Raw genomic sequence first — 25,553 nt, forward strand, 5'->3', positions numbered from 1 at the left:
TTCCGCTGCGCTTCAAACTTGCCGCAGAGCGCGGCGTTAGATTTCTTGAGATATAGGGAGACGCTCATTACATCCTCAAATCCTAGTCATGACTACCTGATCGGTTACGATGCCGCTGAATACCGAATGGGGTTGTGGAAGGCGTTGGGCTATATTGCTCCACACTGGACTCCAAAACAACAGCGGGCAATTGAGGCCGACTTGCAGTTGAGCGGCACATCATTCAATGAACCCAAATACCTGCAAGCTGCGTGCGAAACTACGATCAGTGCGACACTTGGCTGTATGTTCCCCGGTTCATTCGTCTATGAGCGAAAGATCAAGCCTCCAAAAGATGTGGATTGTTCCTTTGAAAGGGGGGGATTCACATTCAATTTTGAAATTAAATGCCCGGACTATTCGAAAAAACAAGCTATTGATGAAGCTCACGCGTTCAAGATTGGCGCATTCGGAAGAATGGAAGACTACCAGTCAATTGTGGAGAGCCTACAGCGCGAAGTGTTCAATATCGAGGCGAATCCTAATGCCGATCTCAATAAGCCTTTGATTAAGCAACAGCATATGGATAACAAGCTTAAGGATTTTCTTCTGTCAGCACACGGCAAGTTTGCTGATGATTGCCAAGAGGATGAACTAAATGTTCTTGTTGTGTGCTGCCCGGATCAAATGAGCATGCAAGCCTGGTTTTTCTATATGTTTGGCCTTCAGGGTCTGCTAACCCCAGGTTCTTATCATCCTCCGAAGGAATACAGTAACGTAGATTCGGTTATCCTAACCAACGTTTACCACCGGCATTATGACTACAAAAACAAAGATAAATTGAGCGACCATTGGGATTGGAGAAAGTCATTCAATTTAATATTCTCTAACCCATTGAGGAAAAGGGAGAAGAAAGAAGCCAGTTGGAAACTGGTAGACCTGATACCTAATCATTCGCTAGAGGTTATGAACTTTGACATGAAAAACGGTTTAGATGAAATGCGAATTGTTCACTTCATCGTCGAAGAGCTTTTAGCCAAGGGTGAATATTACTTTCAGCCAGAAATCTAACAAGTTGCGACACACTGACGCACTAAAATGCGCCGGTGTGCTTTGGCGTTATATACCAGAGTTACCCACGAAAGGAGGTTAGATTAATTTGAATAGTTACTTACCATTCTGGCTAATAGATACAGCTTCGATTGTCTCGATAATTGGTTTTATTGTGACATGCTTTTTGTTCATAGAAGCTAGGAAAATTAGAAACTCTTTTATGAGAAAAGCTAGGATCCCTGAAATTGTAACTGACTTAGATCGAATTGCCGAAGGGCTTGTAGAAAATCTCAAAAAGTATAGCGAAGAAAGTCGCTCTGCACATGAAAAAATACAACGAGCGACAGCTTTACTTGAGAGTATATTACTTAAAATACCAGAGGCTAACAAAGAAAAGATCACCGATTTTATAAAAACATCGAAAGAAACTTTGGAAGTATCTTTAGATGAAGATAGCTCGTGGAAGATATATGGTGAATTAAGTGGTGTTGTCACTTATTTGCAACAAATCGCAAAAGATACAAGGTGGGATTAATGAGTTTCGATAACCAAAAAGATCAATTAATTACTCAGTTAATTAGAGAGACCATAAGTGGTCATGTTCGTTGGTCAGCACGAACGCCACCGTACTCTTTAAATCAAGCTACTGAGAGCTATGTGCCTTTGTACTTGGAAACTACCTATAAAGAAACTCGCATTGGTATCTATGAAATAAGAGATAAGCATTTTACAGATGTAGATGAGTTTTACTGGGCCGAGAATTTAGGTTTTTGTATTGTCCTAGAACCTGAGGTTGTTGTATGGCAAATTGAGGAATATTCGCCTGCGTTGAAAGAGCTATTTAACATGGCTAGATATCATGCATCCGGAATCTCAAATCTACTGTGAATTTAGATATAACAAGTCACCGTACTCGGTAGTTTTTCTCGCTTCACTCCCAAAATTTCGGTGAGTGAAGCGTTAAAACGCTATATCAATGGCTCCTAGAATATCGCTCTTGGCAGTAAGCATTCCATATGTGCCACAAACAGAATTACCAGTGATTGATGTTATCCAATGATACGTTTTTCGCGGGTTGCAGGTGGGAGTGCTGGTATACATAGTGGTATATTGTATTTTTTGACTTAATATTTAGTTTTTTAAAATCATGTTGTTATATCGTTTTTTAGACTCCTGCCAGGGACGCCATATCACCCCCCCTAGCCGCTCCTAGGTACACCAAAAACCGACAACTAAGCGGTTTGACTCATCAAACTCTCATAAGGGATTCGAAGCCCCTCATGCAGGCTTTTAATCATGCGAAGGCTGAGTTTGCGCTTACGGTTCAGCACCTCTGAAACTCGGCCGCTAGAGCCGATGTATGCTTCAAGATCACGCGGCGTCAGCCCCTGCTGTTCCATGCGGAATTTGATCGCCTCAATAGGATCCGACGGCCCGATAGGAAAGTGTTTATCCTCGTATTTCTCTATGAGGATTGAGAGCACTTCGATCTCGTCCGCTTCAGGAGTGCCTGGTTCAGCAGCCCAAAGCTCTTCAAGGCGAGCAAACGCCCGGTCAAGATCGGCATCATTATGGATAGGCTGAATGTTCATCATATTGTCTCCGCATTGACTTTATCGTACTGGGCGTGGGTGCCAACGAAACGAACCCAAGCAATTTGCTGCTCATACCGAATGGAGAGTATGACTCGGTACTTGTTGCCACCGATATTGAAAACAACACGGCCGCCTTTAAGGATGCTGGCGGTTCCAATGTCGGCCTTCAGCTGTTGCGGGGTTTCCCAGGATGTTCGGAGCATCATGTTGTACCACTCGGTTAAAGGGGTCTTGGCGTCGTCATAGCCCTGCTCCCAAAACTCTTTCAGTGTGCGCTTTGCTATGACTCTCATGCTTCCTCCCGTTTCGGGAGATTATAGATGCTCCCGTTTTGGGAGTAAAGCCTGAATTCAACTAATAAGTGCAGCACCTGCGGTTTCTAGTGCTCCTGAGTGTTCACCTAAAAACACCTGGATCCGGTATCCCAGCCGCTTTCTTGGCCTATCGTTTAGCTTATTGACGACACCTCGTAGCTCGGCATCGGTCACTTTTCGGAAGTCAGTACCTTTAGGAAAACAGTGCCTAATCAGGCCATTGGTGTTTCTGTGTGATCCAAAGTGCTGCATTTATTCTATGAATCCAGAAACCAAGGCTAGTAAGATGTCTGTATAGACAAACGCTCTTAATTACAAAGGAGTTTCATGACTAGTCCTCCTCTCTATCAGCAGATCCGTCAACATCTGCTGGATAAGATTCAGTGCGGTGATTGGCAGCTGAATCATCAGATACCTACGGAAGAGCGGCTGGCGAAAGACTTTGGCGTAAGCCGGATGACGGCCAATAAAGCCATTAGAGATTTAGTGCAGCAAGGGTACCTGGTACGTCAACCTGGGGTCGGCACCTTCGTTACCGACCGTAAGGTTGAGTCCTCTTTGGTGGAGGTCTACAACATTGCCGAAGAAGTCCTTTCTCGAGGGCATCGATACAGCAATAAAGTGATCAGCCAAGAGGCGATTGAAGCAGACGATGAAGTGGCGCTGCGGTTAGGCGTGAGGCTAGGGAGTCGGGTTTTTCATACTCTCTTGGTGCACTATGAGAATGACATTCCGATTCAGCTTGAGAACCGCTACGTTAACCCACGCTGGGTGCCAGATTATCTTGATACCGACTTTTCACGCCATACGCCTAACGAGGTGCTGGTCGCCGCCTGTCCCATGACGGATATGGAACATATCGTTGAGGCGGTGCTAGTGGATGAGCAAACCGCAAAATGGCTAAGTATCGATACCCAGACGCCTTGTTTGAGCATGGTGCGGCGTACTTGGTCTGAAGAGCATTTGATTAGCTATGCGCGCCTGATCCACCCTGGCGACCGCTATAAATTGCGCTCCTCCCTGCAAAGAAAAAGCGCTTAAACTGACGCAAAGCAAGCGCCAAGCGGGGCTGGTTTGTTCGACCTCGTGGCATTGTCGTTAATGCGGATATTTAACTGGACTGGGATTCAACTGATCAGTGACTGCACCAAGTAGCCCGCGGGTATCGCGAGTAGCAAACTCAAGGCAACGCGAATGAACCACACGATCAACATGCGGCCTACCGAAAGCGGAATGCTGGTAGAAAGAATGCAGGGGATGGAAGCCGAAAAGAACAGCACGGCGGAGACTGACACCACGCCAGCCGCAAAGCGGGCGACGAATTCGGCCTCGGCCATCAGTAGAGCCGGTAAGAACATTTCCGCCAGTCCAGAAGCAGATGCCTGCGCTAGCGCCGCAGCGTCATCTAGCCCCCAGATGGCGACAAAGGGGTAAAACAACCATCCCAACCATTCAAATAAGGGCGTGTATTTGGCGATGAGAAGCCCGAGCAGGCCTACCGACATAATCGACGGTAGGATGCTGATGGCCATTATCAAGCCTTCTTTAAAGTTGAGCGCTACGCTGCGGTGAAGGCTGGGCGCTTTGGCAGCAATCTCTGTGCCTGCTTGCCAGGCCGTGCTCAAGCGTTTCCCCGGTATTGGCTCCGGTTCACCATCACTCTTATGGTTATCCATGCTTGCCAGAGGCGGCAGCCGCACCGTGATAGCCGTGACGATGAACGTAATCAACAGGGTGAGCCAGAAGTACCAATTCCAAATGCCCATCAGATCTAGCGTCCGGGCCACGATGATCATGAACGTTGCCGACACCGTGGAAAAACCAGTGGCAATGATGGCGGCTTCCCGGGCTGAATACTGTCCCGCTTGATAAACCCGATTGGTAATTAATAGCCCGATCGAGTAACTACCTACAAAAGAAGCAACGGCATCGATTGCCGAGCGCCCAGGCGTTCGCCAAATGGGCCGCATGACCGGCTGAACCAGTACGCCAATCAATTCCAGCAACCCATAGCTGATCAACAGTGCCAGGAAAATAGCGCCGATTGGTACGATCAAACCCACCGGAATCACCAGTTTCTCGAACAAGAAGGGCAGCATGTCCGGTTCGTGCAGAAACGCAGGCCCCCAACCCGTTAACGCCATTACGGCAACAACGACACCAATGATTTTCAGCACGCTGAAAATGCCTTCGGTCACTGTTCGCCGCCAATAGCCTTTGAGCAGTGGGTAGGCGGCGCCCGCCACGATCATCACTAACGCATAAATGCCGCTGTATTCCCCCATCAAAGAGCGCAGTCCGGTGACCATATGGTCAAGCAGTATAGTGCTGCGTCCTCCTAGCTCGATGGGAACAAAGAAGATCAGGATGCCCAGAGCGCTAGGCACAAAGAGTTTAAAGATGGTGACAGCGTTGGCTCGCTGCTTAGTGGGTGGGTCTATGGAGTGCATGGGGCGCCTCTAGTTGTTTGGTTGTCATCGCCATGGCCGTGGCTTCTTGTTATGTATATACAATAAATTACCCCTATGCAGCGTTTAGGTATAGCGCTTAAAAAATAGACATTAGTCTAAGTTGGCAGTCACTACGCACTTATGATTTCATTCATTTTTATTTATTAAATACTTGTTATTTAGTGTTTTTTACATGTTTGTCTCAGTTTTAATAAGGCCTATATTGAGGCTTTTTTTCTTGATTCACTGCTTGACGAAGGATATGAGGGTGGGCTTAATTGTATATACATTATGTTTGCTCCAAGGAGACCTCCATGGCTAATAACAAACGTCGCTACCTTTGGCGCGATATCAGTGTCTTCGATGGTCTGAAAACGTTGCCGGAGCCCATGGCCGTCATTACTCAAGGTGAGCGTGTTATCACCATGACGCCCATGAATGACTTCGAGGAATCACAGGCGGATGGCTGCCATGATATGGGGCGGGGCGGCGTCATGACGCCCGGCCTGGTGGATTGCCATACGCACTTGGTGTTTGGCGGCGCCCGCGCGGACGAATTCGAGGCGCGTCTGGAAGGCGCCAGCTACGAAGACATTGCCCGTCGTGGCGGGGGCATTCTGAGTACCGTTTTGGCGACGCGGGAAGCGAGTGAACAAACGCTCTTTAATGCCGCCTTGCCACGTCTTAAAGCGCTGGTTGAAGAAGGCGTCACTACGGTCGAGATCAAGTCGGGCTATGGCTTGGACGTGGCTAATGAACTGAAAATGCTGCGAGTTGCTCGGCGTCTAGGTGAAGAGTTGCCAGTGCGCGTGTTGACGACACTATTAGGTGCCCATGCCTTGCCGCCGGAGTATGAGAACGATAGCGACGGATATATCGATCTGGTCTGCAATGAAATGATTCCTGCCGCAGCGGCGGAGGGGCTGGCCGATGCCGTCGATGTCTTTTGTGAGAAAATCGCCTTTTCAGTAGCGCAATGTGAGCGGGTTTTCAAAGCCGCCCAAGCTCATGGTTTACCCATCAAAGCGCATGCCGAGCAGCTCTCAAACTTGGGGGGCGCCGCGATGGCAGCCCGCCACGGCGCATTGTCCGCTGACCACATTGAGTATCTCGATGACGTCGGTATTGCTGCCATGCGCGAAGCAGGCAGCGTGGCCGTCATTCTCCCCGGTGCTTTCCACACCCTGCGTGAAACGCAGCAGCCGCCCATTGCGGGGCTGCGCGAAGCGGCCGTGCCGATGGCTGTGGCCACCGACGCCAATCCAGGCAGCTCGCCGCTATTTATGCCCACGTTAATGCTCAACCTGGCTTGTACGCTGTTTCGCATGACGCCCCAGGAAGCGTTGGCGGGGATGACCGCTAATGGTGCTGCCGCACTAGGATTGAAAGGGCAGGGGCAGCTTCACGAAGGCGCGGTGGCTGATCTGTGTGTCTGGGATATTGAGACACCTGCTGAGCTGGCATACGCGGTGCAGCCAGGTCGCCTACGGCAGCGTGTCTATCAGGGGGAGTTAACCCATGGCCTCTGATACGCCCATTGATATGGCGCTCTGGCAGGGGCGCACGGATCCTGAACCCGATAGTGACCGTTGGCATCAGCGCATTCAGCCGTTAGCCAACAACGCCGCGCCGGGGTGTGCACTGCTGGGTTTTGAAAGTGATGCAGGTGTTGCGCGTAACCAGGGCCGCACCGGCGCTGCTGAAGGCCCTAATGCGTTACGCCGTGCGCTGGCGCCGTTGGCTTGGCATCGCACAGCGCCTGCTTACGATGCCGGCAATGTGCGCTGTGTTGATGATGGGTTAGAGGCAGCGCAACAGACGCTTGCTGACCGTCTGACGTCATTATTAACCGCTGGCCACCTGCCCATTGTGCTGGGCGGCGGGCATGAAGTGGCCTATGCCAGTTGGCTCGGTCTGGCGCAGTCTTTTATGCCAAAAGGCTCTGATTCAAAAACGGCGCCACCGCGGATTGGCATCATTAACCTGGATGCGCACTTTGATTTACGCGATCCAGCGCATATTCGCTCCTCGGGCACACCCTTCGCCCAGATTGCAGATAAGTGCCAAGAGTGGGATTGGTTGTTTCGCTACGCCTGCCTGGGGGTAAGCCGCGCTGCGAATACGCGCGCCTTATTTACCCGCGCTGATGCGCTCGGAACACTGGTTCGGGAAGATCGTGAGATTGATGCGCTACGCCTGGATTCTATCGTCAGAGACGTACAGCGCTTCATCGCCAAGTGCGACCACATTTATCTGACCATTGACCTGGATGTACTCCCCGCTGCCGAAGCCCCCGGCGTGAGTGCGCCCGCCGCACGCGGTGTTTCGCTTGCCTTGATTGAACCGCTGGTTGAAGTCGTGCGTGACAGCGGCAAGCTCCGCCTAGCGGACTTGGCAGAACTTAACCCCAGCCTGGATATCGACAGCCGCACCGCCAGAGCGGCGGCTAGGCTCGTGCATTTGCTGACCCTGAATGAATGACAGGGCACGCCTTTAGACCAACGAATAATGAACAGAAACACAAGGAATGACGCCATGCCAACCAACGATAATCGTCACGATGCTTCACGTAAGATCATTGCCCCGACCGGTACGGAACTCAGCTGTAAAAGCTGGCTGACCGAAGCGCCGCTTCGCATGCTGATGAACAACCTTCATCCGGATGTGGCCGAAAGCCCCGAAGATTTAGTGGTGTACGGCGGCATCGGCCGCGCTGCCCGTGATTGGGCGTGCTACGACAAAATCGTCGAAACGTTACAGCGTTTGGAAGATACCCAGACGCTGCTAGTGCAGTCTGGTAAACCCGTCGGCGTTTTTGAGACCCATAAGGATGCCCCCCGGGTATTGATCGCCAACTCAAATCTGGTTCCCGCCTGGGCCAACTGGGAGCACTTCAACGAACTGGATCGCAAAGGCTTGATGATGTACGGCCAGATGACGGCGGGTTCATGGATCTACATCGGCTCCCAGGGAATTGTCCAAGGCACCTATGAAACCTTTGTTGAGGCGGGTCGCCAGCACTACGACGGTGAGCTTAAAGGGCGCTGGATTCTGACCGCAGGGCTTGGCGGTATGGGCGGCGCTCAGCCTCTGGCGGCTACGTTAGCCGGTGCCTGTTCGCTGAACATTGAGTGTCGGCAGGAGAGCCTCGACTTCCGTTTGCGTACCCGCTACCTGGATGAACAGGCTGACAACCTTGATGACGCCCTGGCGCGTATTGAGCGCTATACCGCCGAAGGTAAGGCGATTTCTATCGGCCTGTGTGGTAACGCCGCCGATGTGCTGCCGGAACTGATTAAACGCGGCATCAAACCGGATATGGTCACGGATCAGACGAGTGCCCACGACCCATTGCATGGCTACCTGCCTTCCGGCTGGACATGGGAAGAGTACGTAGCGCGGGGCAAGTCTGAGCCTGAAGCCACAGTGAAGGCGGCCAAGCAATCGATGGCGGTGCATGTGCAAGCGATGCTCGACTTCCAGAAGATGGGCGTGCCCACGTTTGATTACGGCAATAACATTCGGCAGATGGCAATGGAAGAAGGGGTTGCTAACGCCTTTGATTTTCCGGGTTTTGTGCCTGCCTATATTCGTCCTCTCTTTTGCCAGGGCATCGGCCCCTTCCGCTGGGTGGCGCTCTCCGGGGATCCTGAGGACATTTATAAGACCGACCAGAAGGTCAAAGAACTCATTCCCGATGACCCGCACTTGCACAACTGGCTCGACATGGCGCGCGAGCGGATTAGCTTCCAGGGGCTGCCAGCACGCATTTGCTGGGTAGGGCTTAAAGACCGTGCCCGCCTTGGGCAGGCCTTCAACGAAATGGTGAAGAACGGCGAGCTAAAAGCACCGATCGTTATTGGTCGCGACCATCTCGATTCAGGTTCCGTTGCCAGCCCCAACCGGGAAACCGAGGCGATGATGGATGGCTCTGACGCCGTTTCCGACTGGCCGTTACTCAACGCGTTGTTAAACACTGCAGGCGGCGCCACATGGGTGTCACTACATCATGGCGGTGGGGTAGGTATGGGCTATTCCCAGCATTCTGGCGTGGTGATCGTGTGTGACGGCACCGACGATGCCCACGCCCGTTTAGGCCGTGTGCTGCGCAACGACCCGGGCACCGGCGTGATGCGCCATGCCGATGCTGGCTATGACATTGCTAAACAGTGCGCCCAGGAAAACGGTCTTGATTTGCCGATGCTTAATCAGTAAAGCCCGCACAAATACAACAGTTGAGAAGGTGGGATGACCACCTTCCTGTCTTTAAAGGCGAACAAATGAAACATCTCGAAATTCAGCCTGGCAAAATGACCCTTGCCCAGGCCCGCCAGATTCACGAAGCGCATGTGCCTGTCACGTTACCAGAAAGCGCCAACGCGGATATCCAGCGAAGCGTCGATTGCGTTAACCGGGTCGTCAGTGAAAACCGTACGGTCTATGGCATTAATACGGGATTCGGCTTATTGGCTCAGACCCGCATTGCTAACGAAGACCTTGAATCGCTACAGAGCTCTCTGGTGCTTTCTCATGCCACTGGCGTGGGGGTGGCGATAGATGATGCCCTGGTGCGTTTGATTATGGTGCTCAAGGTCAACAGCCTGGCAAGAGGCTTCTCCGGTATCCGCCGTGAGGTCTTGGATGCCCTGGTGGCACTGATCAATGCCGAGGTTTACCCGCATATTCCCCTTAAGGGATCCGTCGGGGCATCCGGTGATTTGGCGCCCCTGGCGCATATGAGTGTTGTGCTGCTGGGGGAGGGCAAAGCCCGCTACAAAGGGGAGTGGGTTTCCGCCGAAAAGGCACTGGAAATAGCTGGCCTAGCGCCCATCACGCTGGCGCCCAAAGAAGGCCTGGCGCTGCTGAATGGCACGCAGGTATCGACTGCCTATGCCCTGCGGGGGCTATTCGACGCCGAAGACCTGTTTGCAGCGGCGACGGTATGTGGTTCGCTAACCGTAGAAGCCACCTTGGGGTCACGTTCGCCCTTCGATGCCCGGATTCATGAAGTGCGTGGCCAGCGCGGCCAGATTGACGCGGCCGCCGCTTACCGCCATCTGCTCGGTGAAAAGAGTGCCGTCGGCGACTCACATGCCAACTGCGATAAAGTCCAGGATCCCTACTCGTTGCGCTGCCAGCCACAGGTGATGGGTGCTGTATTAACCCAGATCCGTCAGACAGCCGAGGTGCTCGCGGCGGAAATCAACGCGGTCTCTGATAACCCGCTGGTATTTGCCGAGCAGGATGACATTATCTCCGGCGGTAATTTTCATGCTGAACCGGTAGCCATGGCCGCTGACAACCTGGCGCTAGCCATCGCCGAGATCGGCTCTCTTGCCGAGCGTCGTGTCTCTTTGATGATGGACAAGCACATGTCGCAGCTACCGCCATTTCTGGTCGAGAACGGCGGGGTCAATTCCGGGTTTATGATCGCCCAGGTTACCGCCGCGGCGCTGGCGAGTGAAAATAAAGCGTTGGCGCACCCGCATAGTGTCGACAGCCTGCCAACCTCGGCTAACCAGGAAGACCATGTCTCAATGGCGCCTGCCGCCGGTAAGCGGTTGTGGGAAATGGCGGAGAACGTGTGCGGCATTTTAGCCATCGAATGGCTGGGGGCGTGCCAAGGGTTGGACATGCGACAGGGCTTGACCACTACTCAGCCGTTAGAGCAAGCCAGGCAACTGCTACGTGCGCGGGTCAGCCACTACAAGCAGGATCGCTTCTTCGCGCCCGATATCGAAGCCGCTAGCGAACTAATACGTGAGCGCACCTTAAGCCCGCTGGCGCATCCGCATACGTTGCCAAGCCAGCACTAGCAGCCTGTCGGACTAACGCTGATCTACCGTGAATCCCGGCCTTCTCTCGATGATCGGTCAAGTCCGACAAGCTCCTGAGCGTTTCATGCTTCCCTGTGGCGCTAGGCCACAGGGAACGCGTTATTACCATCTAACAACAAAGCAGGTTTTTCATGAATGCTATCGTTCTGGCTATCCTAGTGATGGTCGGCTTGAGTCTTGCTCGCGTTTCGGTTGTGTTTGCTCTTATCGTCGCCACGCTGGTAGGTGGGTTATATGCGGGAATGCCTATTGGAGAGATCCTTGACGCCTTTAATGAGGGGCTGGGTAATGGCGCCACCATCGCGCTCTCTTATGCGGTGTTAGGGGCGTTTGCCGTTGCTTTATCCCGTTCTGGTATCACCGAGCTGCTGGCCAGCCGGGCCATTAAACGCTTCCAGTTAGACGAGTCAGGGGGGAGCCGCCGCACGGTTACCTATACGCTGCTGGCGGCGCTGTTAGCCGCGGCAGTCAGCTCGCAGAACTTGATTCCTGTCCATATCGCTTTTATCCCAGTGCTGGTGCCGCCGCTGTTAAAGCTGATGAATCATCTGAAGCTTGACCGGCGACTGGTGGCTTGCGTGATTACCTTCGGTATCACGGCGCCTTACATGTTACTGCCCGTGGGATTTGGGGCGATATTCCTGAATGACATACTGCTCGCGAACCTCAACGAAAGCGGCGCGGCGCTGGGATTGGAGGTGACCCGTCAAATGGTGCCACTGGCGATGGCAATTCCCATTGGGGGAATGGCATTAGGGTTAGCGGTGGCGGTGTTTTGGAGTTATCGCAATGGACGAGATTACCAAGACCGTGAGCTGGCCCATGGTGATAAATCGCCCCAAGAGGCCGCGCTTTCTCTTGCCGGGTGGCAAAAGGCCATGTTGGTTATTTCCCTGGTAGGTACGGTCACCGTGCAGCTGATGACGGGCTCTATGGTACTTGGCGGTATCTTTGGGTTTGCCTTGCTTTCCATGAGCGGCGTTTTCCGCTGGCACGAGCAGGACGGTATCTTTACCGAGGGGATGCGCATGATGGCCCTGGTCGGCTTTATCATGATTTCAGCGGCAGGTTTTGCCAGTGTGATGCAAGCCAGTGGCGAGGTGGAAGGGCTAGTGGCAAGTTCTGCCGACCTTATCGGTGACAACAAAGGGCTGGCCGCATTGATTATGCTGCTGGTCGGTCTCTTTATTACCATGGGCATTGGCTCTTCGTTTTCGACCATTCCCATTATTGCTTCGCTCTATGTGCCTTTAGCACTGAACTTTGGCTTTTCACCCATGGCGACAGTGGCATTGGTAGGCACGGCCGCTGCCCTGGGCGACGCAGGCTCACCCGCTTCAGACTCCACCCTAGGCCCCACCGCAGGCCTCAACGCCGATGGGCAGCATGACCATATCTGGGATAGCGTTGTGCCTACCTTCCTGCACTACAACATCCCGTTGATTGTGTTCGGCTGGGTCGCTGCCATGGTGCTTTGATTCAGCTGAATGGATCGAACCGCAATACAATTTTGCGACGCTTAAGCTTTATCTAGCCATCCGCCAGCGTATGTCCAATGCCCCGCCTTTGTGCGGGGCGTTGGCGTGTTAGGCAGGTAGGCGGATTGCAAATGATGAAGCTGAGATATGAGTTGGTATATTTCTTTTTTTTTAAGTAAATTATTTAAAATCATGTTGTTATGTGATTTTTTAGACGCCTGCGAGGTACGCTAACGGGCTGTCTGCGAATTATTCCCCCCTGACTTTTTCTCCTTAACATCTAGTGATGATGTGCGTTGGCAAGTATTTGCCTGCTTTGATGCGTAATAGCTATGTAGATATTGCTCCCACCCCCATACTGCATCGACGAATAATAATTAAAGGGAAAGCCCGTGCTTATCAAAGCAATGATGTTGATGCTGGCGCTATGTTTCGCCAGTGTGGCAAGCGCTGAACAAACGCCCGACATGTCTGGTGAATGGATAACCCAAGCCGAACTGATCGTGAGCGGTGAAGAAACCGAGTGTGACCTAGTGTTTGATACGATACCCGAAGAGCTTTTATTTGCTCAGGGCGGATGCTGTCGCACCTGCTCCAAAGGAAAAGCATGCGGTAACTCATGCATTAGCCGTAACTATACCTGCCATCAACCGAGAGGCTGTGCTTGCGATGGTTAGGTCAAGGCATTAGCGAGGCTTACAGTGGCTATATGAGCTGGTTGCACCCTGGCCGCCGCACCCTACGGCGCGTTGTCCCCCACCCGCCTGCGGTGTTCGCTTGTGGGGTAATTCTTCATGCATTCCACAATTAGGTCTAAAGCCCGCCATTACTGAGCTTGGGTGGAAGTTGGGTGCATGGGAGCCATGCGAAATCATGCGAATTTGTGTGCATTTTTAATGGTAGGTAGCTAGTGAATCGAAAAAGCGAGTTCATAGCTTACTGATAGAGGAAAAGCTTACTCCTCTGAAATCCTGGTAAAGCCTAAGTATTCATGGTATTTGTAACTAAAGGAAATTGCATCAATTTCGCTGCTACGTGTGAGGCTTTAGTGTCAATGTGATCCTAACCTGCTTCTGACTAGTATTTTATGAGTGGCTAAAGGTTTAGGCCATTAGAGCTAAATGTTGTATTTAGAGAATATCTCATCTTAGAGGTTGTTATAAATGGCTACTATATATGTAAAAGATGTTGAGCTGCGTAATATACACAGAAGGTATGATCTAGATATAAGTTTTAATGAAAATTTAAGTGTGCTACATGGCAAAAACGGTACAGGTAAGTCTACTCTTCTGCATATTATTGCTAATGTGGCAAATTGTGATTTTTTAAGATTCGCATTTCTAGAATTTGATAGTATTAAAGTAGCTTATTCTGATGGAAGTAGTATTCGTATTGCTCAAGAAAAAACTGAGAGTGATGTTAGAATACAAGTGTTGACTCATGATGGATGCTTTATTTCTTTTCTAAAAAGTAGTGCGTTAGAGACTATTAGAGAAAAAGAAATAGAAAAAAGTTTTAGCAAATATTCGCAGCAACCCCTAGTTAAAGAGATAAGGGATTTTATTGCTTCAAATAATCTTAAAGCTGTAGATATTTCTTATTTTCCTGCGTTTAGAACAATGTTAGAAGTTTGGTCTTCTCAACGAGAAGCTTCTGAGTTGGCATATAGGAGAGTTGTTAGAAATAGCAGAGTGCCCGCTAGACAAATAACCTCATTTTCTCGGGATCTTTTTGGCCCTTTCCTGCCTGTAATAAATTTTCCCTCACCAATAGATATTGAGCAAAGTTTAAAAGATGAAATAAAAGAAGCTCAAATTAGTATTGGTAGATTTGAAAGCTCAATTTTTAGTGATTCTTTTGTAAAAGTTTTCGCTGCTTTGCTTGAAGGCCCTCCAAAAAACTACGATTCTGAGACGCTATTAAGTGAAATTCTAGAGCTTACAGATACAACAGAGAGTACTAGGTTAGGAGCGTTGGAAGAAAATTTTGAAGCTTACAAAAACCTTCATTCTCTTTTTGAAAGAAGCTCACAAACTGGATCTTTAGTTGGTTCTACCTCTGGAGCTTTGGCAGTTTATAGAGACGCTCTAAAAGAAAGAAGATTGTTTCAGAAAAAGGCTTTTGAAGAGATTGAAACATATTTTAAAGTCGTAAATAGTTTTTTGGAAGGTAAAGAGCTTTCTTATGAGTTAGGTTCTGGTAAAAGAAGTACTAAAGTTGGGCTTAAGTTTCCAGATGATACCTGGAGTAGTATTAAAGTTATGTCATCTGGGGAAAGGCAGTTGCTTACTATGCTCTACGCTGTTAATAAAATGAGCGGTAGTACTTCGGTTTTAATTGATGAGCCTGAGATTTCATTACATATTGACTGGCAAGAAGAGTTGCTAGGTAAAATGATGGATCAGTTAGGCGACCGTCAAATAATCGTATGCACACATTCTCCTTCCATTGCTGGAGACTATGGGGATTACATGAAAGAGGTAGTTCCTATTTTTAAAGAAGGCCTTGAAAAGTCAGTCGATAACTATCTTGATGAAGATGATGGGAGTTTCGTTTGATGGCTCTCAATTATAGTGTTGCTGAATATATTATAAAAACAAGAATGAGCTCTAAGGTTAGAGTCTTAGTTGAAGGCGCGGATGACATGAAACATTTTAAAAATCTATTACATGTCAAACTTCCTAACAGAAATATTAAGGTCGACACTGCCGAGGGCATTAGAGGAGATTGCCATTTAACAGGTAAGAATAATAAAGCAAAAATTATAAAAGTACATCGTGCTACTAGAAATACTCAATCCCATGAAAATTTGTTTTTTCTACTAGATAGAGAGTTCGATGGGTTTGAGCTAGAGCAAGTCATTCGCGATCTGAAAAAGGGAAGCCTTTTCCATAATAATATGTCGTTAACGGTAGGGCACTCATTTGAGAATTATTTTTTCTACCCTCGTGTAATTCAAGATGCATATCTTTACTTATGCTTGTCTGAGTTCAAAAGAGATGCAATGCAAGCATTTATTTCTAGTTTGGATGAATGCTTCAGGATCCTTGCGGCGATTTCTTTGGCTGCAAATGATATCCAGAAAAGCACTTACCCCATAGGTACTATTCATTGGGCTGATTTCAAAATTGAAAATTCAGTGCCAATTTTTGGTCATCAAGAATGGCTTGAAAAAAACAATAATGTAGCTGCAGTAGAGTTCGTAAGTAGATATATTTACAATTATGAGCTTGTGAGTGGAAGTGAGGTGGAAGATTGTATAAAAGTCATAAGAGGGCATACTGGTGTAATATTCTTTCAAAGAATTTTTGCGGCATATCTGAAATTACAAGCTTCAGTAGATAGATATACTAATAGTAATAAGCATGCTGATGATTTTTCAAAAATTAATGAAAAAGGTATGTCCACAGCATTTTGTGAGGCTTGGGTACGTCTGATTGAAGCAGATGAAAGAGTAGCTTATCCTGAAGAGTTAATTCAATCCTTAGAAACAGAAGCTTAGATTCATTTATTTAAGAAGGAGGAGGGTATGTCTGGAGATTACGTGTGGAGATATATGTCTCTGGCTAAGTATATTGATTTAGTGAGTTCTAAGAGCATATTTTTACCTAAAGCAGCTTTGTTTAATGATAGCTCAGAAGGGAAGTGGATAGCACATGCGGTACTTTTAGGAGATAAAAATCATTGGAGCAATCTTAAGGTACATGCAGATAGGTTAAGTGAATTGCTTGATAAAACAGGTAATGATCAAGATAGGATATTATCCGAAGGAGCGATTGCTTATAAGTTATTATCAAGTGAAGATAAGAATTCGGTCTTAGGTGATGTTTTGTTAGGCTTAACTACAGTTTATCCTGAAAAGCGATATGAATATTTGAAAGGAATGTTGAATTCTTGGTTAAAAAATTATGATAAACATAGCGAGACAGTTAGTGAATGGGTTGAAGAAGTATCAGTAGCAAGAGAATGCACTTATATCAGTTGCTGGAATCGAGCCGATTTCATGTCACTGGCTATGTGGAATGTCTATGGCGGTAGTGAGGAGTCTGTAGCTGTTCGTGTACACATCAATAAGTTAGAGGAAATACTGCAAGAAAATGCTGGCTGGCTAAATGAAAAAAGCATGAATGCACAAATAATTGATGTTGAGTATATTGAAGGCTTAAAGAATCCTGATAAGGATTTGCGCAGTCGTTTGATCAAAAAACTAGGTATTGGAAAAGATATTAGGATAGGTACTTTTAGTATAAAACCGTCAATTTATGAATATGAAAATGAAGTTAGAATTATTATTCATCCCAGGAAAAGATTAAAAGAAAAGTTTATTGATCCACACCCGGAGCTGGATGGTATATCTTTGAATATTTGTCCTGGTGAGCGAGGTCTTAGTGATTATCTAGATGCAGTATATATACACCCCTTACTGGACAATAGTTCTATGATTTATAAGGTTATTAATTCAGTTAATCAGCAGTATGGACTCTCTGATCTACCAATTGTCACTGATAAAATCGAAGCCCTAGGCTCTACAGTAAGCCTCTAGTCTTGAAACAGTCGATAAGAAATTGATAGGCCAAATTGGTATATTAATTGGTATACATCTACAATAATAATTTTATTTTTTTATAAACAACAGCATGGCTATTCTGTTTTCATCCTGCCAGGACGCCAGGAACCATTATATCTTAGCTTTTCCTCCGCCCTTCACCTTCATTTTTCCGTTCATTCCCCAACAATTACGCGCATCAGGTATCCTCTCTGCATGCCTATCTCCTGGCTGATTATTGCCCAAAGGACGTTCCCTATGCTTTCCCCAAAACGCGCTGCCCTCACGTCGCTCATTGCTATGTTTGCGCTATTGCCGCCCACGCTATTCGCTCAGGATGCCCATATTGGCAGCGTGCGTACCGAGTTCAAGCTGCTGGGCCCGAACAACACCATTGAAGTGGAGCGCTTCGATGACCCGAAGGTTCAGGGTATCTCCTGCTACCTCTCTTACTCACAGATTGGCGGAATCACCGGTGCGGTGGGGCTTGCTGAGGAGGCCAGTGAGGCGAGCGTGGCGTGTCGGCAGACAGGCGAGGTTGTCTTCGACTCTGCGGAAGTAGAGGAGCAGGAGGTGATTTTTAGTCAACGTCGCTCGGCGCTTTTCAAGAATATGCGCGTCGTTCGCATGCACGACGCCGAAACCCAGACCTTTGTGTACCTGACCTATAGCACCAAGCTGGTTGATGGCTCGCCTAAAAACGCGATTACGGCTGTCCACTACGGTGAGTTAGGAGGCGGGCAATAATTGACTAGTGTGCGCTTAGCGCGGGTTGCCGAGTGTTTGTGTCCAGTAGGTTGAGTAGCGGGACTCCGAATCCTCGGCTTTTGCCATGCCCATTTCGGTAAAGGCGTCATTCATGATGTTGCGGCAGTGGCCGGGGCTGTCTAGCCAGCCTTCCACCACGGCAGAAACAGAGGTGTGGCCCAGCGGCGATATTCTCACCCACGGCTTGCCACACGTAATCCTGATTACCCACACGCTGCTCGATACCAGCGCCCTCCGGGCCGGTATGGCTAAAGTAGTCGTTCTCGGCCATGTCTGCGGAGTGGCTCTTGGCCGCTGCTTCAAGCTTGCAGCTCCAGGCTAACGACTCTACTGCTTCATACTGCTGGTCGCCGCATTGTCGCGCTTGGCTACGCGCCTCGTTGATTTGAGACAGCATTGCCTGCTGCTGATCGTTGAGTTCGCATTCGCCCTGAGGGATAGCATTGTCACTCTGAGACTGATCATTACCCCATGAGCTGGATGAACCCATGAGCAGCACGATAACCGGCCAGGCCGTAAAGCGCCCCGGCAGCGGGGCGCTTGGGAAGGAGGTTACCCACCGAACTTTTCATTCTCGCCAAGGTTCGGGGTAGCGTCCTTTTTGAGGTTGGCTTTGGCAATTTCGTAGAGCTGGAACGTCTTACTCTCTTTGGCTTTCCAGTGCTCACCCATCTGCACTTTAATTTCTAGCAGTGCGACGTCTGGATCGTCTTTACCTTCCGGGAACCAGGCGGCGATGAAGGGGTTCCAGTATTTTTCGATCAGTTCGCGGTTATCGGTGAGGTTGGCTTTACCCGATAGCGAAACGTAGACGCCATCTTCCTGGTCGGAGAAGCTCAGGCACACATCGTGGTCGCTTTCGGTTTCAAATACCTTTTCGGCACTGCGGCGGGTGAAGAACCACAGGGTGCCGTCATACTCATCTTGCACCAGGTGCATTGGCCGGGCGCGTGGAGTATCGTGATCCAACGTCACGAGCATGCCGACTTTGATATCTTTGATCATCTTCCAGATCTTCTGCTTATGTTCCGGGCTGGACATAGCGTCACTCTCCTTATGATTCCACATGGATCTTATGATTCAATACTGATAATAGCCATAGACAATGCTTGTACATCGAAGATGACTAGTTACAGCCTAGCTACCATTTTCCATATCAGCAAACGCTCTATCGAATAATCATATCCCTTGCTCAGTAATATCCTGCTTGATGTGTCTGCGGTTACTCACCAGAATCAAAGTGACGCTGAACTGTATGCTCAGGGAGGGAGGTTCCAATGCGAACAGGATCTATATACCGCTACGGCCCAATCGTAGCGCTACTGCTGCTCGGCGGCTGTGCCACGGGCGGGGGAGACCCCAATTCTCAAAATCTGATGACCCAATACGCGGCTGAATACTGCAGAAGCCTCGGCGGGGAGAATGAAATTCGCGAAAGCAGCCTAGGCACCGGCCGCTACTGCCGCTTGCCTGATGGCCGGGTTGAAAATGCTTGGCAGTTATATCGCTCAGAGCGTCTTGATATTCACTAGACTTAACGTTTACCCGCTTTGGTTTTAATTTTAGGAGGCGTATCGGCAAACTCTTTCTCTTTGGTGCGCCATTTGATCTTTACTTCCACCTCCTGTTTATCGCCTTCATCACTGGCGCGCAGGGAGACTTGCAGTAACTGCTGGGGGGAAAGTACCAGCTCACCTTCACTTTCCTGAAAGGTTAACTCGCCTTTATTGATCGCATTGGCCAGGGTAATCAGTAACTCTTGGGTTGACTGACGATCCAGCAGCGAATCGTGACTGAATTTCGTGTTTGACTTCATTTAGCGGCTCCCACCCATTTTCCTTGGCGGCCGGGATTGAACACTTTTGCCTGAGGGTAATCGCAGCTAAGGCCGACCACTCCACGGTTTTTGTCGATTAACGTTACCCCTACACCGTAACCATCGAGCCCCTCATTTTTACGCGAGTGAGCGTCCAGGGTGATATCGGCTTCGATATGGATAAGCCCGTTTTTGAGCGTGACCCGCTGGCCAAAGTGTTGGTTGATGTGGCCGTGAACCAGCACCTGAATGCCCGCCCGCCGGGCAACGTAAGCGCCGCGCGGCGTAAGGGGAAGATCGGCCTTACGGTATTTGGTTCTAAAGGTATTGGCCAGAGAGCCATAATAAAAACTGAACAGGTTTTGGTGCATTAGGTTTTTTTTGAAAGCTCGGTTGGCATGTTTTACGCCGTACTTGGCCAGTAGTTCGGCCATATGATCATCGAGGCCGGCATGCAGAAACAGGAAGGAACCGCGCTTTTTAACCAGCTGCATGCGGCGGAAAAACCAGCCAAATTCCCCCGATTTGTTAAGAAATAGCGAACGACACTTCATCGCGGCGGCGTAGACTTGGGTGAGCGTCAGGCCGTTTTTTGCACAGTGCGCCTCGAAGCTCTGTGCCTTGGTGGTCATCTTGCTGATTTCACGCTCTATACCCTCGGGGGTGAGAAACCCAGCGGCATAGAAGGGGAAGTTCTCGAACCAGTCGTTGCCTGGGAACAGCGCCTGTCGGCATGCCTCTTCGGACGGTACACCTTTGTCCCACTGGGTATCGGCCAGGTATTGATCGAATACCTCTTTAAACAGCGGTATCACCTTCTTACCCATACGCACAAAAAGGTGCTGGCTACCGGCGTCAGTGTCGCGTTCCAACGAAAGCAGCCCCATCAGCAAGCGGAGGTCATGGTTACCGGCCAACAGAGTGATATCTGCTTTGAGGCGGTATAAGTGGGCCAGGCTGCGCAGCATCATCAGATTGCTGGGCCCTTTGTCCAGGCAGTCTCCGCCCACGACTATTTCGGCTTTTTTGCCAAATTTCGTTAGTGAATACTCACATAGATGGGAGCCTTCGCGTTCGATAACGCCTGCGGCAATTAGCGAAGCCTCAAATGCCTCGGCGTCCGCATGGGGGTCTGAGATAAATGCCACGGGCTTTTTGGGCCAGGCGAAGCCCTTTTTTCGCGAGCGCTTTACAAAGGTGCTTAGCGCCTCATCGTGGTTCACCGAAGTGGCGTCATCGGGCCAGGGTGACCACTCCGTCGGGAGACGCGACAAGATGGCGTTGTGATACGGCTGCTTGCTTACCTTTGGAATAACATTGAACGCGGTCATAGAAGCCATCTTATTCATCGCTATCGTTTAATCGAGTGGGTCTGCTGGCTGGCGCTGTTTCCAGTTTCCGTACAGTCGGCTCCAGCCTTGGTTATGCCGCTCGAAAACGACCGGATGACCATGAAACATACTTAACCGTTTAATATCGCTGAAGGGTATGACATTTAAATGATAGCCCGCGTGGCGAATGGAGGCGCCGTGGCCCACTACCAGCTGTAGTTGCTTACTTTGCTTAAGTTGCTTAGCCGTCTCAAGCAGCTGCGGCTCTAAAAGTGCTTGTAAATGTGCAGCTACCCGTTCGCCTGCTTCTAATAGCGATTCCGCGCCGTCGAAGGGCAGTTTGAAATCGCTGGCTGATTTCCAGCCCTTAGGTAAGGGCTCTAGGCGAGGGTCGAGGGCAACGATGCGTTCTATTTCCTGAATGCTAAGATTGGCCAGCGCCCCAACGCTGCGTTCACATAGGGCCGAAAAGCAGAGTGAGCGGGGTGGCTCCGCAAACAGCGGCGTGAGCTCTTCGCGGTAGATTTCGGCCGTTTGCCACGCTCTTAACAGCGTCGAGCAGTGTATTTCCGCATTGAGCTGATAGCCTGACGTGGCCAGCCATTCGCCAAAGCGCCGCGCCTGCTCTCGAACGTCGGCTATACCTTTTTCCGTGAGAGGATAGGGCTGCAGGGCGCTGGGCGTATTCGCTAATTGTGAATACTCACCGTGCCGAATCAGCGCCAGTGCCACCATTAGAGAATGCCTTGGGCTTGGAGTAGCTCAATGGCACGCTCAAAGTCGATGGCACCGGTGAGGCGCAGTACGTCAACGCCCTCTAGATGTTCGGCATAAACCTCGGCAGATTGGGCTTGTTCGGCGGGAAAGCTGCCATCGGCGCGCTGAAAAAACGGCCCTGGGCTTTTGCGTAAACCTTCTAGCGCCTGAGGCGTTTTAGCGATATCCACACCGCTTAATTCGGTGGGCGCCGTCGAGTCTAATGCCCAGTCCAGCAGGATCAGCTGTTTTAGCGTACCGGAGAGTGCGGTTTTACCCTCGCCATAAGCGTTAGGAATCAATACATCGTACTTCTGCTCAATATCCCATAGCTGGCGTTTGGGCATGCTGGTAAATCGGGCGCGCTCGTCAGCGGGCAGTATGTCGAATAATCGCTCAGAATTGATCAGCGTGCCCGGGTTAACGCGGGGATGTTTGACGACACCCAGAACGCTTACCTGGCCGTTTTCGGGCTTGAACAGAATCCGGTCATTGGAGAGAAAGCGTGCTTTGGCGGCCTCCAGTGCCTTCAGCATCAGTGTGGATTTACCGCCACCGGAGCTGGCGGCAATGGCGGTGACGTTGCCATCAATATCAAAGGCCGAGGCGTGGCCGAGCAGGTAACCATCGCGTTGATGATGATTGAGAAACTGGTTGTTAATAAAGTTGATGACTTGCGATGGGTGCTTGTTTAACTCGCCAACCGCGACCGGCGCCGTTAACGATTGGAACAGCACCATCCCCGTGCGTACTTTATGAATCCAGCGCCCTTGAGGCGTATCCACGTAGGCTTCTTTCAGCCCCAGAGCGCTGGTTTTGGCCCGATTTACCGCTGTCCACTCGCCGCCGCTGGTATCCGCTTGCTGATCCAACAGCCATACCGGCAGCTCTGGCTGGTCAATGGTATGGACTTCTTTCGGGAGTAAACCAGACGCCGTTAAACCAGCATAGTAAACCTCAAGATGGTCAAGAATGGCTGGATGGTCGGCCAGCACGTGAATTGTTAAACCATTGAACGTTAGCGGTAACGCATAGGTACAGGCGGCCTTAGCCCCGTTGATTTGTTGATTATCAAAAAGGTTGATCATTAACCTGCCTCTGCTGTCTCTACTGTCTCGGCCTCAAGCTGGCTAAGCACATAATCACACAGCTTCTCAGCGGCATCGATACCACAGCCTTTTTGCGCGCCACTAAACCCGCCAAAGGCGGAAACCTCAAAGACCACGGGCCCTTCATCGGTCAATGCAATGTCCACAGTGGTAAAGCTTAGATCGAAGCATGATTGGGCTTTTAGGCCAAGCTCAATCAGCTCAGGGCTTGCATCGAAGGTTCGATATTTGCCCCCGCTGTGTATCGTTGTATTCCACGACTTGTCATCGCCGACACGGGCATAGGTGCACAGGTACTTGCCGCCTAGAAATACCATGCCAAGATCCTGGCCGCCCAGGTTAACGAACTTCTGAAGGTAAAAAAGGCCATGCTTAGCCTTAAATTTATTCAGTATTTGGGTATTGGCTTTAACACCATCTGCCGCTTTTAACACCACCATGCCGCGGGCTTTGGTCGAGTAGAGCGGTTTTAGGATCGCCTTTCCGAACGCCTGGATCGCCTCCAGCGCCGCATCAGTGCTCTCGGTTACTCGCGTGGCGGGCAGTGGGACGCCGCCTGATGCCAAAGCGGCGGTGCCCTCAAGGCGATTAATCAGGCGCCCCACCTGGCTTGGCGAGCTGAAACAGCGCACCCCGTCCCCTTCAAGGGTTTTGAGCATGCGCAGTCGGTCGTCGGCGGCTGGGGAGTAGGTTTCGCTTATTTTTTTGATGATCACGCCGTCAAGCGCGTTGAGCAGGGTGTCCCGATAACGTAACTCGCCGGTTTCAAGTTCCAGCACTACGTCAGCCATATCGATAACGCAGCGGTAGCCGGTGCGCTGTTCCAAATGATTCGCCAAGACCTCGGTCGACCATTTGCCAGGTATCCCAATGACCGCAATCCGCTTATTAATCACTAAAAATATCCTCTAGGGGAAGCCTGTACTTCTCTATTTTCTCAGGGGTTAGAAGCGTTATGGCCTCTAGCAGGTAGCTCGCTCTAAGGGCGAGTCGTTTGGCAAAAAGTTTGTCGTAAATAAAGCGCGTAGAGGTAGCAAAGGAGCGCCCTAGCGCGATGGCTAGCCGCGCATCAAAGCTTACATCGTTATTCTCTTTGGCGAACCGTCGTGCAAACTGATAGAGCTGTCTGATCAATGCCATTAACTCGGCTCTAGGGCCATCATCCATGATGGGCAGCCGATAAATCGACGCCATTAGAACGGATAAATCCTGAACATAATCAGAATAGGAGGCGCGGTGCAGATCGATAAAGTAGATGCGATTTTTGAGCTCGTCATAGATGAGGTTGTCGACGTTAAAGTCCCCGTGGATCAGCACGGAAAATGGGGCCCTGAGCTGACGCTCTAGGGGCTCTACGCGATCGATCAACTCATCAAAACTGGGGCGGGGCAGTCCGCAAATAGTTTGGTGTGTAAGAAACAGTGTCGGATGCGTGTGGCGGGTTTCGGGCATGCGTTTACGCAACTGCTGCATATACTCGGGCTGAGCAGGTTCGTTGGTACTTGAGGTCTTCCAGATTTTTCTCAACGTTCGCTGGAGTGTACGGGTAAGTTGCTTGGCTGATTTCCACTGGCCGTTTAACAGCAGTGATTCAAGCGTACGGCCGGGGAGGTGTTCGATCACCATCGAACCCAGCTCATCCCCCTGCTCGACATGATGCGAGAGCACCGTGGGAGCCACCTTGGGGTAGACCCGCTTCCATTGATCAACCCCATAAAGCTCTTCAATGACTTTCTGGCTTTCACCCTCCTTGTAGACTGCCATCATTTTGCCAGAGGCGGCGTGCTCGGCTTTCAGTGTGGCGATGGTGCTGCCGCTGCGGGTAAGCGCCAGCCGCTCAACGGTAAAGTCGTCACTCTGGGCGGTCATTGCGTGAGCGGCATTTTGCAACTGCTTGTAGTTTTGCAAGCGTACGGCAGGGCCGAAGTTGGCGGCGAGCAGGGCGTCGGCAAGCTCCGCAAGCAGATGGATCATGCGGTGAAGCTGAAAATCCACCACGGCGCTATTACGCATGCCCGAAGCGCCTGGCTCAAAAGCAGTGGTTAAACGGGTGGTTATTTTGGGTATTCGGCGTCCAATTTTCAGGCCTTGGCGAGTGTTTGCATCATCGATATTAATGATCACCAGCTTTAATGATTTACCCACCAATCGAATGAGCTTGGCGTACTCTTTTCGCGATTTATCGGGAAGCTGCTTTAGGGCCTTGATAGCGGTGAATTCAAGGCAGGCGTGGCCTAACTGGTCAAGCAGTCGGGCTAAGCGTTCAAGGGATTTGGATTGTTGAAAACCCTGCCCATCGACTTTGCGTCGCTGCACATCCATGGCGACGGCGAGCTCGACTTTCTCTAACAGCGTGCTTCTATAGCCTTTGCGATTGATCAAACGTCGAGAAACAGCTTCACTTGGCTGGGTCACATAAACTTCAACTAACTCAAAGTGATTTTCAACTTCGAATCGTAGAAAATAGAAATGCTCCAAGATCGACGTATTGATACGCTGCCTCACCAAGATAACGTGCGCT

27 protein-coding genes and 1 pseudogene are annotated in these 25,553 nt (G+C 50.2%); 15 read left to right on the forward strand and 13 right to left on the reverse strand.

Annotated elements, in window-relative coordinates; genetic code table 11:
• Nucleotides 1-18 precede the first annotated feature (18 nt).
• The 3 genes from KF947_RS19280 (at nucleotide 19) to KF947_RS19290 (ending at nucleotide 1,920) form a co-directional block, all read left to right on the forward strand.
• Entirely contained in the window at nucleotides 19-1,050 is a 1,032-nt protein-coding gene (locus KF947_RS19280) for a hypothetical protein (protein ID WP_227404834.1), read from the forward strand.
• 88 nt (nucleotides 1,051-1,138) lie between these two features.
• Entirely contained in the window at nucleotides 1,139-1,567 is a 429-nt protein-coding gene (locus tag KF947_RS19285; RefSeq protein WP_227404835.1) for a hypothetical protein, read from the forward strand.
• Nucleotides 1,567-1,920 (forward strand): hypothetical protein, encoded by a 354-nt coding sequence (locus KF947_RS19290; protein WP_227404836.1) that lies wholly within the window; start codon nucleotides 1,567-1,569, stop codon nucleotides 1,918-1,920. Before KF947_RS19285 ends, KF947_RS19290 begins: the two co-directional genes overlap by 1 nt.
• A 344-nt stretch (nucleotides 1,921-2,264) precedes the next feature.
• Here the strand turns inward: KF947_RS19290 and KF947_RS19295 are convergent, their stop codons facing one another.
• The 3 genes and pseudogenes from KF947_RS19295 to KF947_RS19305 form a co-directional block, all read right to left on the reverse strand.
• On the reverse strand, nucleotides 2,265-2,624 hold the full coding sequence (locus KF947_RS19295; protein WP_133730705.1) for a helix-turn-helix domain-containing protein: 360 nt from the start codon (nucleotides 2,622-2,624) through the stop codon (nucleotides 2,265-2,267).
• On the reverse strand, nucleotides 2,624-2,920 hold the full coding sequence (locus tag KF947_RS19300) for a type II toxin-antitoxin system HigB family toxin (RefSeq protein WP_133730326.1): 297 nt from the start codon (nucleotides 2,918-2,920) through the stop codon (nucleotides 2,624-2,626). Before KF947_RS19300 ends, KF947_RS19295 begins: the two co-directional genes overlap by 1 nt.
• Nucleotides 2,921-2,977: 57 nt before the next feature.
• Nucleotides 2,978-3,181: pseudogene (locus KF947_RS19305) on the reverse strand (IS30 family transposase); the annotation flags it as partial.
• An 87-nt stretch (nucleotides 3,182-3,268) separates the two neighbouring features.
• Between KF947_RS19305 and hutC the strand changes: the two are divergent.
• Nucleotides 3,269-3,982, forward strand: coding sequence for a histidine utilization repressor (gene hutC / locus KF947_RS19310; protein ID WP_133730327.1), 714 nt, complete (start codon nucleotides 3,269-3,271; stop codon nucleotides 3,980-3,982).
• 86 nt (nucleotides 3,983-4,068) lie between these two features.
• Here hutC and KF947_RS19315 read toward each other — a convergent pair whose 3' ends face one another.
• Nucleotides 4,069-5,391: a YjiH family protein gene (locus tag KF947_RS19315; RefSeq protein ID WP_227404837.1), complete on the reverse strand. Its 1,323-nt coding sequence runs from the start codon at nucleotides 5,389-5,391 to the stop codon at nucleotides 4,069-4,071.
• A 314-nt stretch (nucleotides 5,392-5,705) separates the two neighbouring features.
• Between KF947_RS19315 and hutI the strand changes: the two genes are divergently transcribed.
• From hutI to KF947_RS19365, 10 genes are all read left to right on the forward strand, one after another.
• The gene (gene hutI, locus KF947_RS19320) at nucleotides 5,706-6,920 is read left to right on the forward strand and encodes an imidazolonepropionase (RefSeq protein ID WP_227404838.1); all 1,215 of its coding nucleotides are present in this window, start codon (nucleotides 5,706-5,708) and stop codon (nucleotides 6,918-6,920) included.
• Entirely contained in the window at nucleotides 6,910-7,872 is a 963-nt protein-coding gene (hutG, locus tag KF947_RS19325; RefSeq protein ID WP_227404839.1) for a formimidoylglutamase, read from the forward strand. Before hutI ends, hutG begins: the two co-directional genes overlap by 11 nt.
• 54 nt (nucleotides 7,873-7,926) lie before the next feature.
• Nucleotides 7,927-9,606 carry a urocanate hydratase gene (hutU, locus tag KF947_RS19330; protein WP_227404840.1) on the forward strand — a complete coding sequence of 560 codons (1,680 nt, stop codon included), beginning with the start codon at nucleotides 7,927-7,929 and terminating at the stop codon, nucleotides 9,604-9,606.
• Between the two features lie 65 nt (nucleotides 9,607-9,671).
• Complete coding sequence (gene hutH / locus KF947_RS19335; RefSeq protein ID WP_227404841.1) at nucleotides 9,672-11,207, forward strand: histidine ammonia-lyase; 1,536 nt, start codon at nucleotides 9,672-9,674, stop codon at nucleotides 11,205-11,207.
• 152 nt (nucleotides 11,208-11,359) lie between these two features.
• A complete protein-coding gene (locus tag KF947_RS19340) occupies nucleotides 11,360-12,706 on the forward strand; it encodes a Na+/H+ antiporter family protein (protein WP_227404842.1) in 1,347 nt (448 codons plus the stop codon).
• A 392-nt stretch (nucleotides 12,707-13,098) separates the two neighbouring features.
• Nucleotides 13,099-13,383, forward strand: coding sequence for a hypothetical protein (locus tag KF947_RS19345; protein ID WP_227404843.1), 285 nt, complete (start codon nucleotides 13,099-13,101; stop codon nucleotides 13,381-13,383).
• 486 nt (nucleotides 13,384-13,869) lie between these two features.
• Nucleotides 13,870-15,264 carry an AAA family ATPase gene (locus KF947_RS19350; protein WP_227404844.1) on the forward strand — a complete coding sequence of 465 codons (1,395 nt, stop codon included), beginning with the start codon at nucleotides 13,870-13,872 and terminating at the stop codon, nucleotides 15,262-15,264.
• On the forward strand, nucleotides 15,264-16,208 hold the full coding sequence (locus tag KF947_RS19355; RefSeq protein ID WP_227404845.1) for a DUF4435 domain-containing protein: 945 nt from the start codon (nucleotides 15,264-15,266) through the stop codon (nucleotides 16,206-16,208). Before KF947_RS19350 ends, KF947_RS19355 begins: the two co-directional genes overlap by 1 nt.
• A gap of 27 nt (nucleotides 16,209-16,235) precedes the next feature.
• Nucleotides 16,236-17,249, forward strand: a complete 1,014-nt coding sequence (locus tag KF947_RS19360; RefSeq protein WP_227404846.1) for a DUF2971 domain-containing protein — start codon at nucleotides 16,236-16,238, stop codon at nucleotides 17,247-17,249.
• A 261-nt stretch (nucleotides 17,250-17,510) separates the two neighbouring features.
• Complete coding sequence (locus KF947_RS19365) at nucleotides 17,511-17,999, forward strand: CreA family protein (RefSeq protein ID WP_227404847.1); 489 nt, start codon at nucleotides 17,511-17,513, stop codon at nucleotides 17,997-17,999.
• A 15-nt stretch (nucleotides 18,000-18,014) separates the two neighbouring features.
• Here the strand turns inward: KF947_RS19365 and KF947_RS22155 are convergent, their stop codons facing one another.
• The 3 genes from KF947_RS22155 to KF947_RS19375 all read right to left on the reverse strand — a co-directional run bounded on the left by KF947_RS22155 (nucleotide 18,015) and on the right by KF947_RS19375 (nucleotide 19,061).
• On the reverse strand, nucleotides 18,015-18,158 hold the full coding sequence (locus tag KF947_RS22155; protein ID WP_319796381.1) for a CAP domain-containing protein: 144 nt from the start codon (nucleotides 18,156-18,158) through the stop codon (nucleotides 18,015-18,017).
• The gene (locus tag KF947_RS22160; RefSeq protein ID WP_264478613.1) at nucleotides 18,106-18,510 is read right to left on the reverse strand and encodes a CAP domain-containing protein; all 405 of its coding nucleotides are present in this window, start codon (nucleotides 18,508-18,510) and stop codon (nucleotides 18,106-18,108) included. Before KF947_RS22160 ends, KF947_RS22155 begins: the two co-directional genes overlap by 53 nt.
• Nucleotides 18,511-18,572: 62 nt before the next feature.
• Entirely contained in the window at nucleotides 18,573-19,061 is a 489-nt protein-coding gene (locus tag KF947_RS19375; RefSeq protein ID WP_223288177.1) for a pyridoxamine 5'-phosphate oxidase family protein, read from the reverse strand.
• A gap of 236 nt (nucleotides 19,062-19,297) precedes the next feature.
• Between KF947_RS19375 and KF947_RS19380 the strand changes: the two genes are divergently transcribed.
• Nucleotides 19,298-19,552, forward strand: coding sequence for a DUF333 domain-containing protein (locus tag KF947_RS19380; RefSeq protein ID WP_227404848.1), 255 nt, complete (start codon nucleotides 19,298-19,300; stop codon nucleotides 19,550-19,552).
• Nucleotides 19,553-19,554: 2 nt separating this feature from the next.
• Here KF947_RS19380 and KF947_RS19385 read toward each other — a convergent pair whose 3' ends face one another.
• The 6 genes from KF947_RS19385 to KF947_RS19410 are packed head-to-tail and all read right to left on the reverse strand — an operon-like array spanning nucleotide 19,555 to nucleotide 25,447.
• Nucleotides 19,555-19,836, reverse strand: a complete 282-nt coding sequence (locus tag KF947_RS19385) for an amphi-Trp domain-containing protein (RefSeq protein WP_133730339.1) — start codon at nucleotides 19,834-19,836, stop codon at nucleotides 19,555-19,557.
• Complete coding sequence (locus KF947_RS19390; RefSeq protein ID WP_227404849.1) at nucleotides 19,833-21,167, reverse strand: metallophosphoesterase; 1,335 nt, start codon at nucleotides 21,165-21,167, stop codon at nucleotides 19,833-19,835. Before KF947_RS19390 ends, KF947_RS19385 begins: the two co-directional genes overlap by 4 nt.
• A 27-nt stretch (nucleotides 21,168-21,194) precedes the next feature.
• The gene (locus KF947_RS19395) at nucleotides 21,195-21,902 is read right to left on the reverse strand and encodes a histidine phosphatase family protein (RefSeq protein ID WP_227404850.1); all 708 of its coding nucleotides are present in this window, start codon (nucleotides 21,900-21,902) and stop codon (nucleotides 21,195-21,197) included.
• Entirely contained in the window at nucleotides 21,902-23,011 is a 1,110-nt protein-coding gene (locus KF947_RS19400; protein WP_227404851.1) for an HprK-related kinase B, read from the reverse strand. Before KF947_RS19400 ends, KF947_RS19395 begins: the two co-directional genes overlap by 1 nt.
• Nucleotides 23,011-23,928: a GAK system ATP-grasp enzyme gene (locus KF947_RS19405; RefSeq protein ID WP_227404852.1), complete on the reverse strand. Its 918-nt coding sequence runs from the start codon at nucleotides 23,926-23,928 to the stop codon at nucleotides 23,011-23,013. Before KF947_RS19405 ends, KF947_RS19400 begins: the two co-directional genes overlap by 1 nt.
• Nucleotides 23,921-25,447, reverse strand: a complete 1,527-nt coding sequence (locus tag KF947_RS19410) for an aminoglycoside phosphotransferase family protein (RefSeq protein WP_227404853.1) — start codon at nucleotides 25,445-25,447, stop codon at nucleotides 23,921-23,923. The genes KF947_RS19405 and KF947_RS19410 overlap by 8 nt, the downstream gene beginning before the upstream one ends.
• Nucleotides 25,448-25,553: the final 106 nt, after the last annotated feature.

Source organism: Halomonas sp. FeN2 (assembly GCF_020595105.1).
Classification (GTDB): Bacteria; Pseudomonadota; Gammaproteobacteria; order Pseudomonadales; family Halomonadaceae; genus Vreelandella; species Vreelandella neptunia.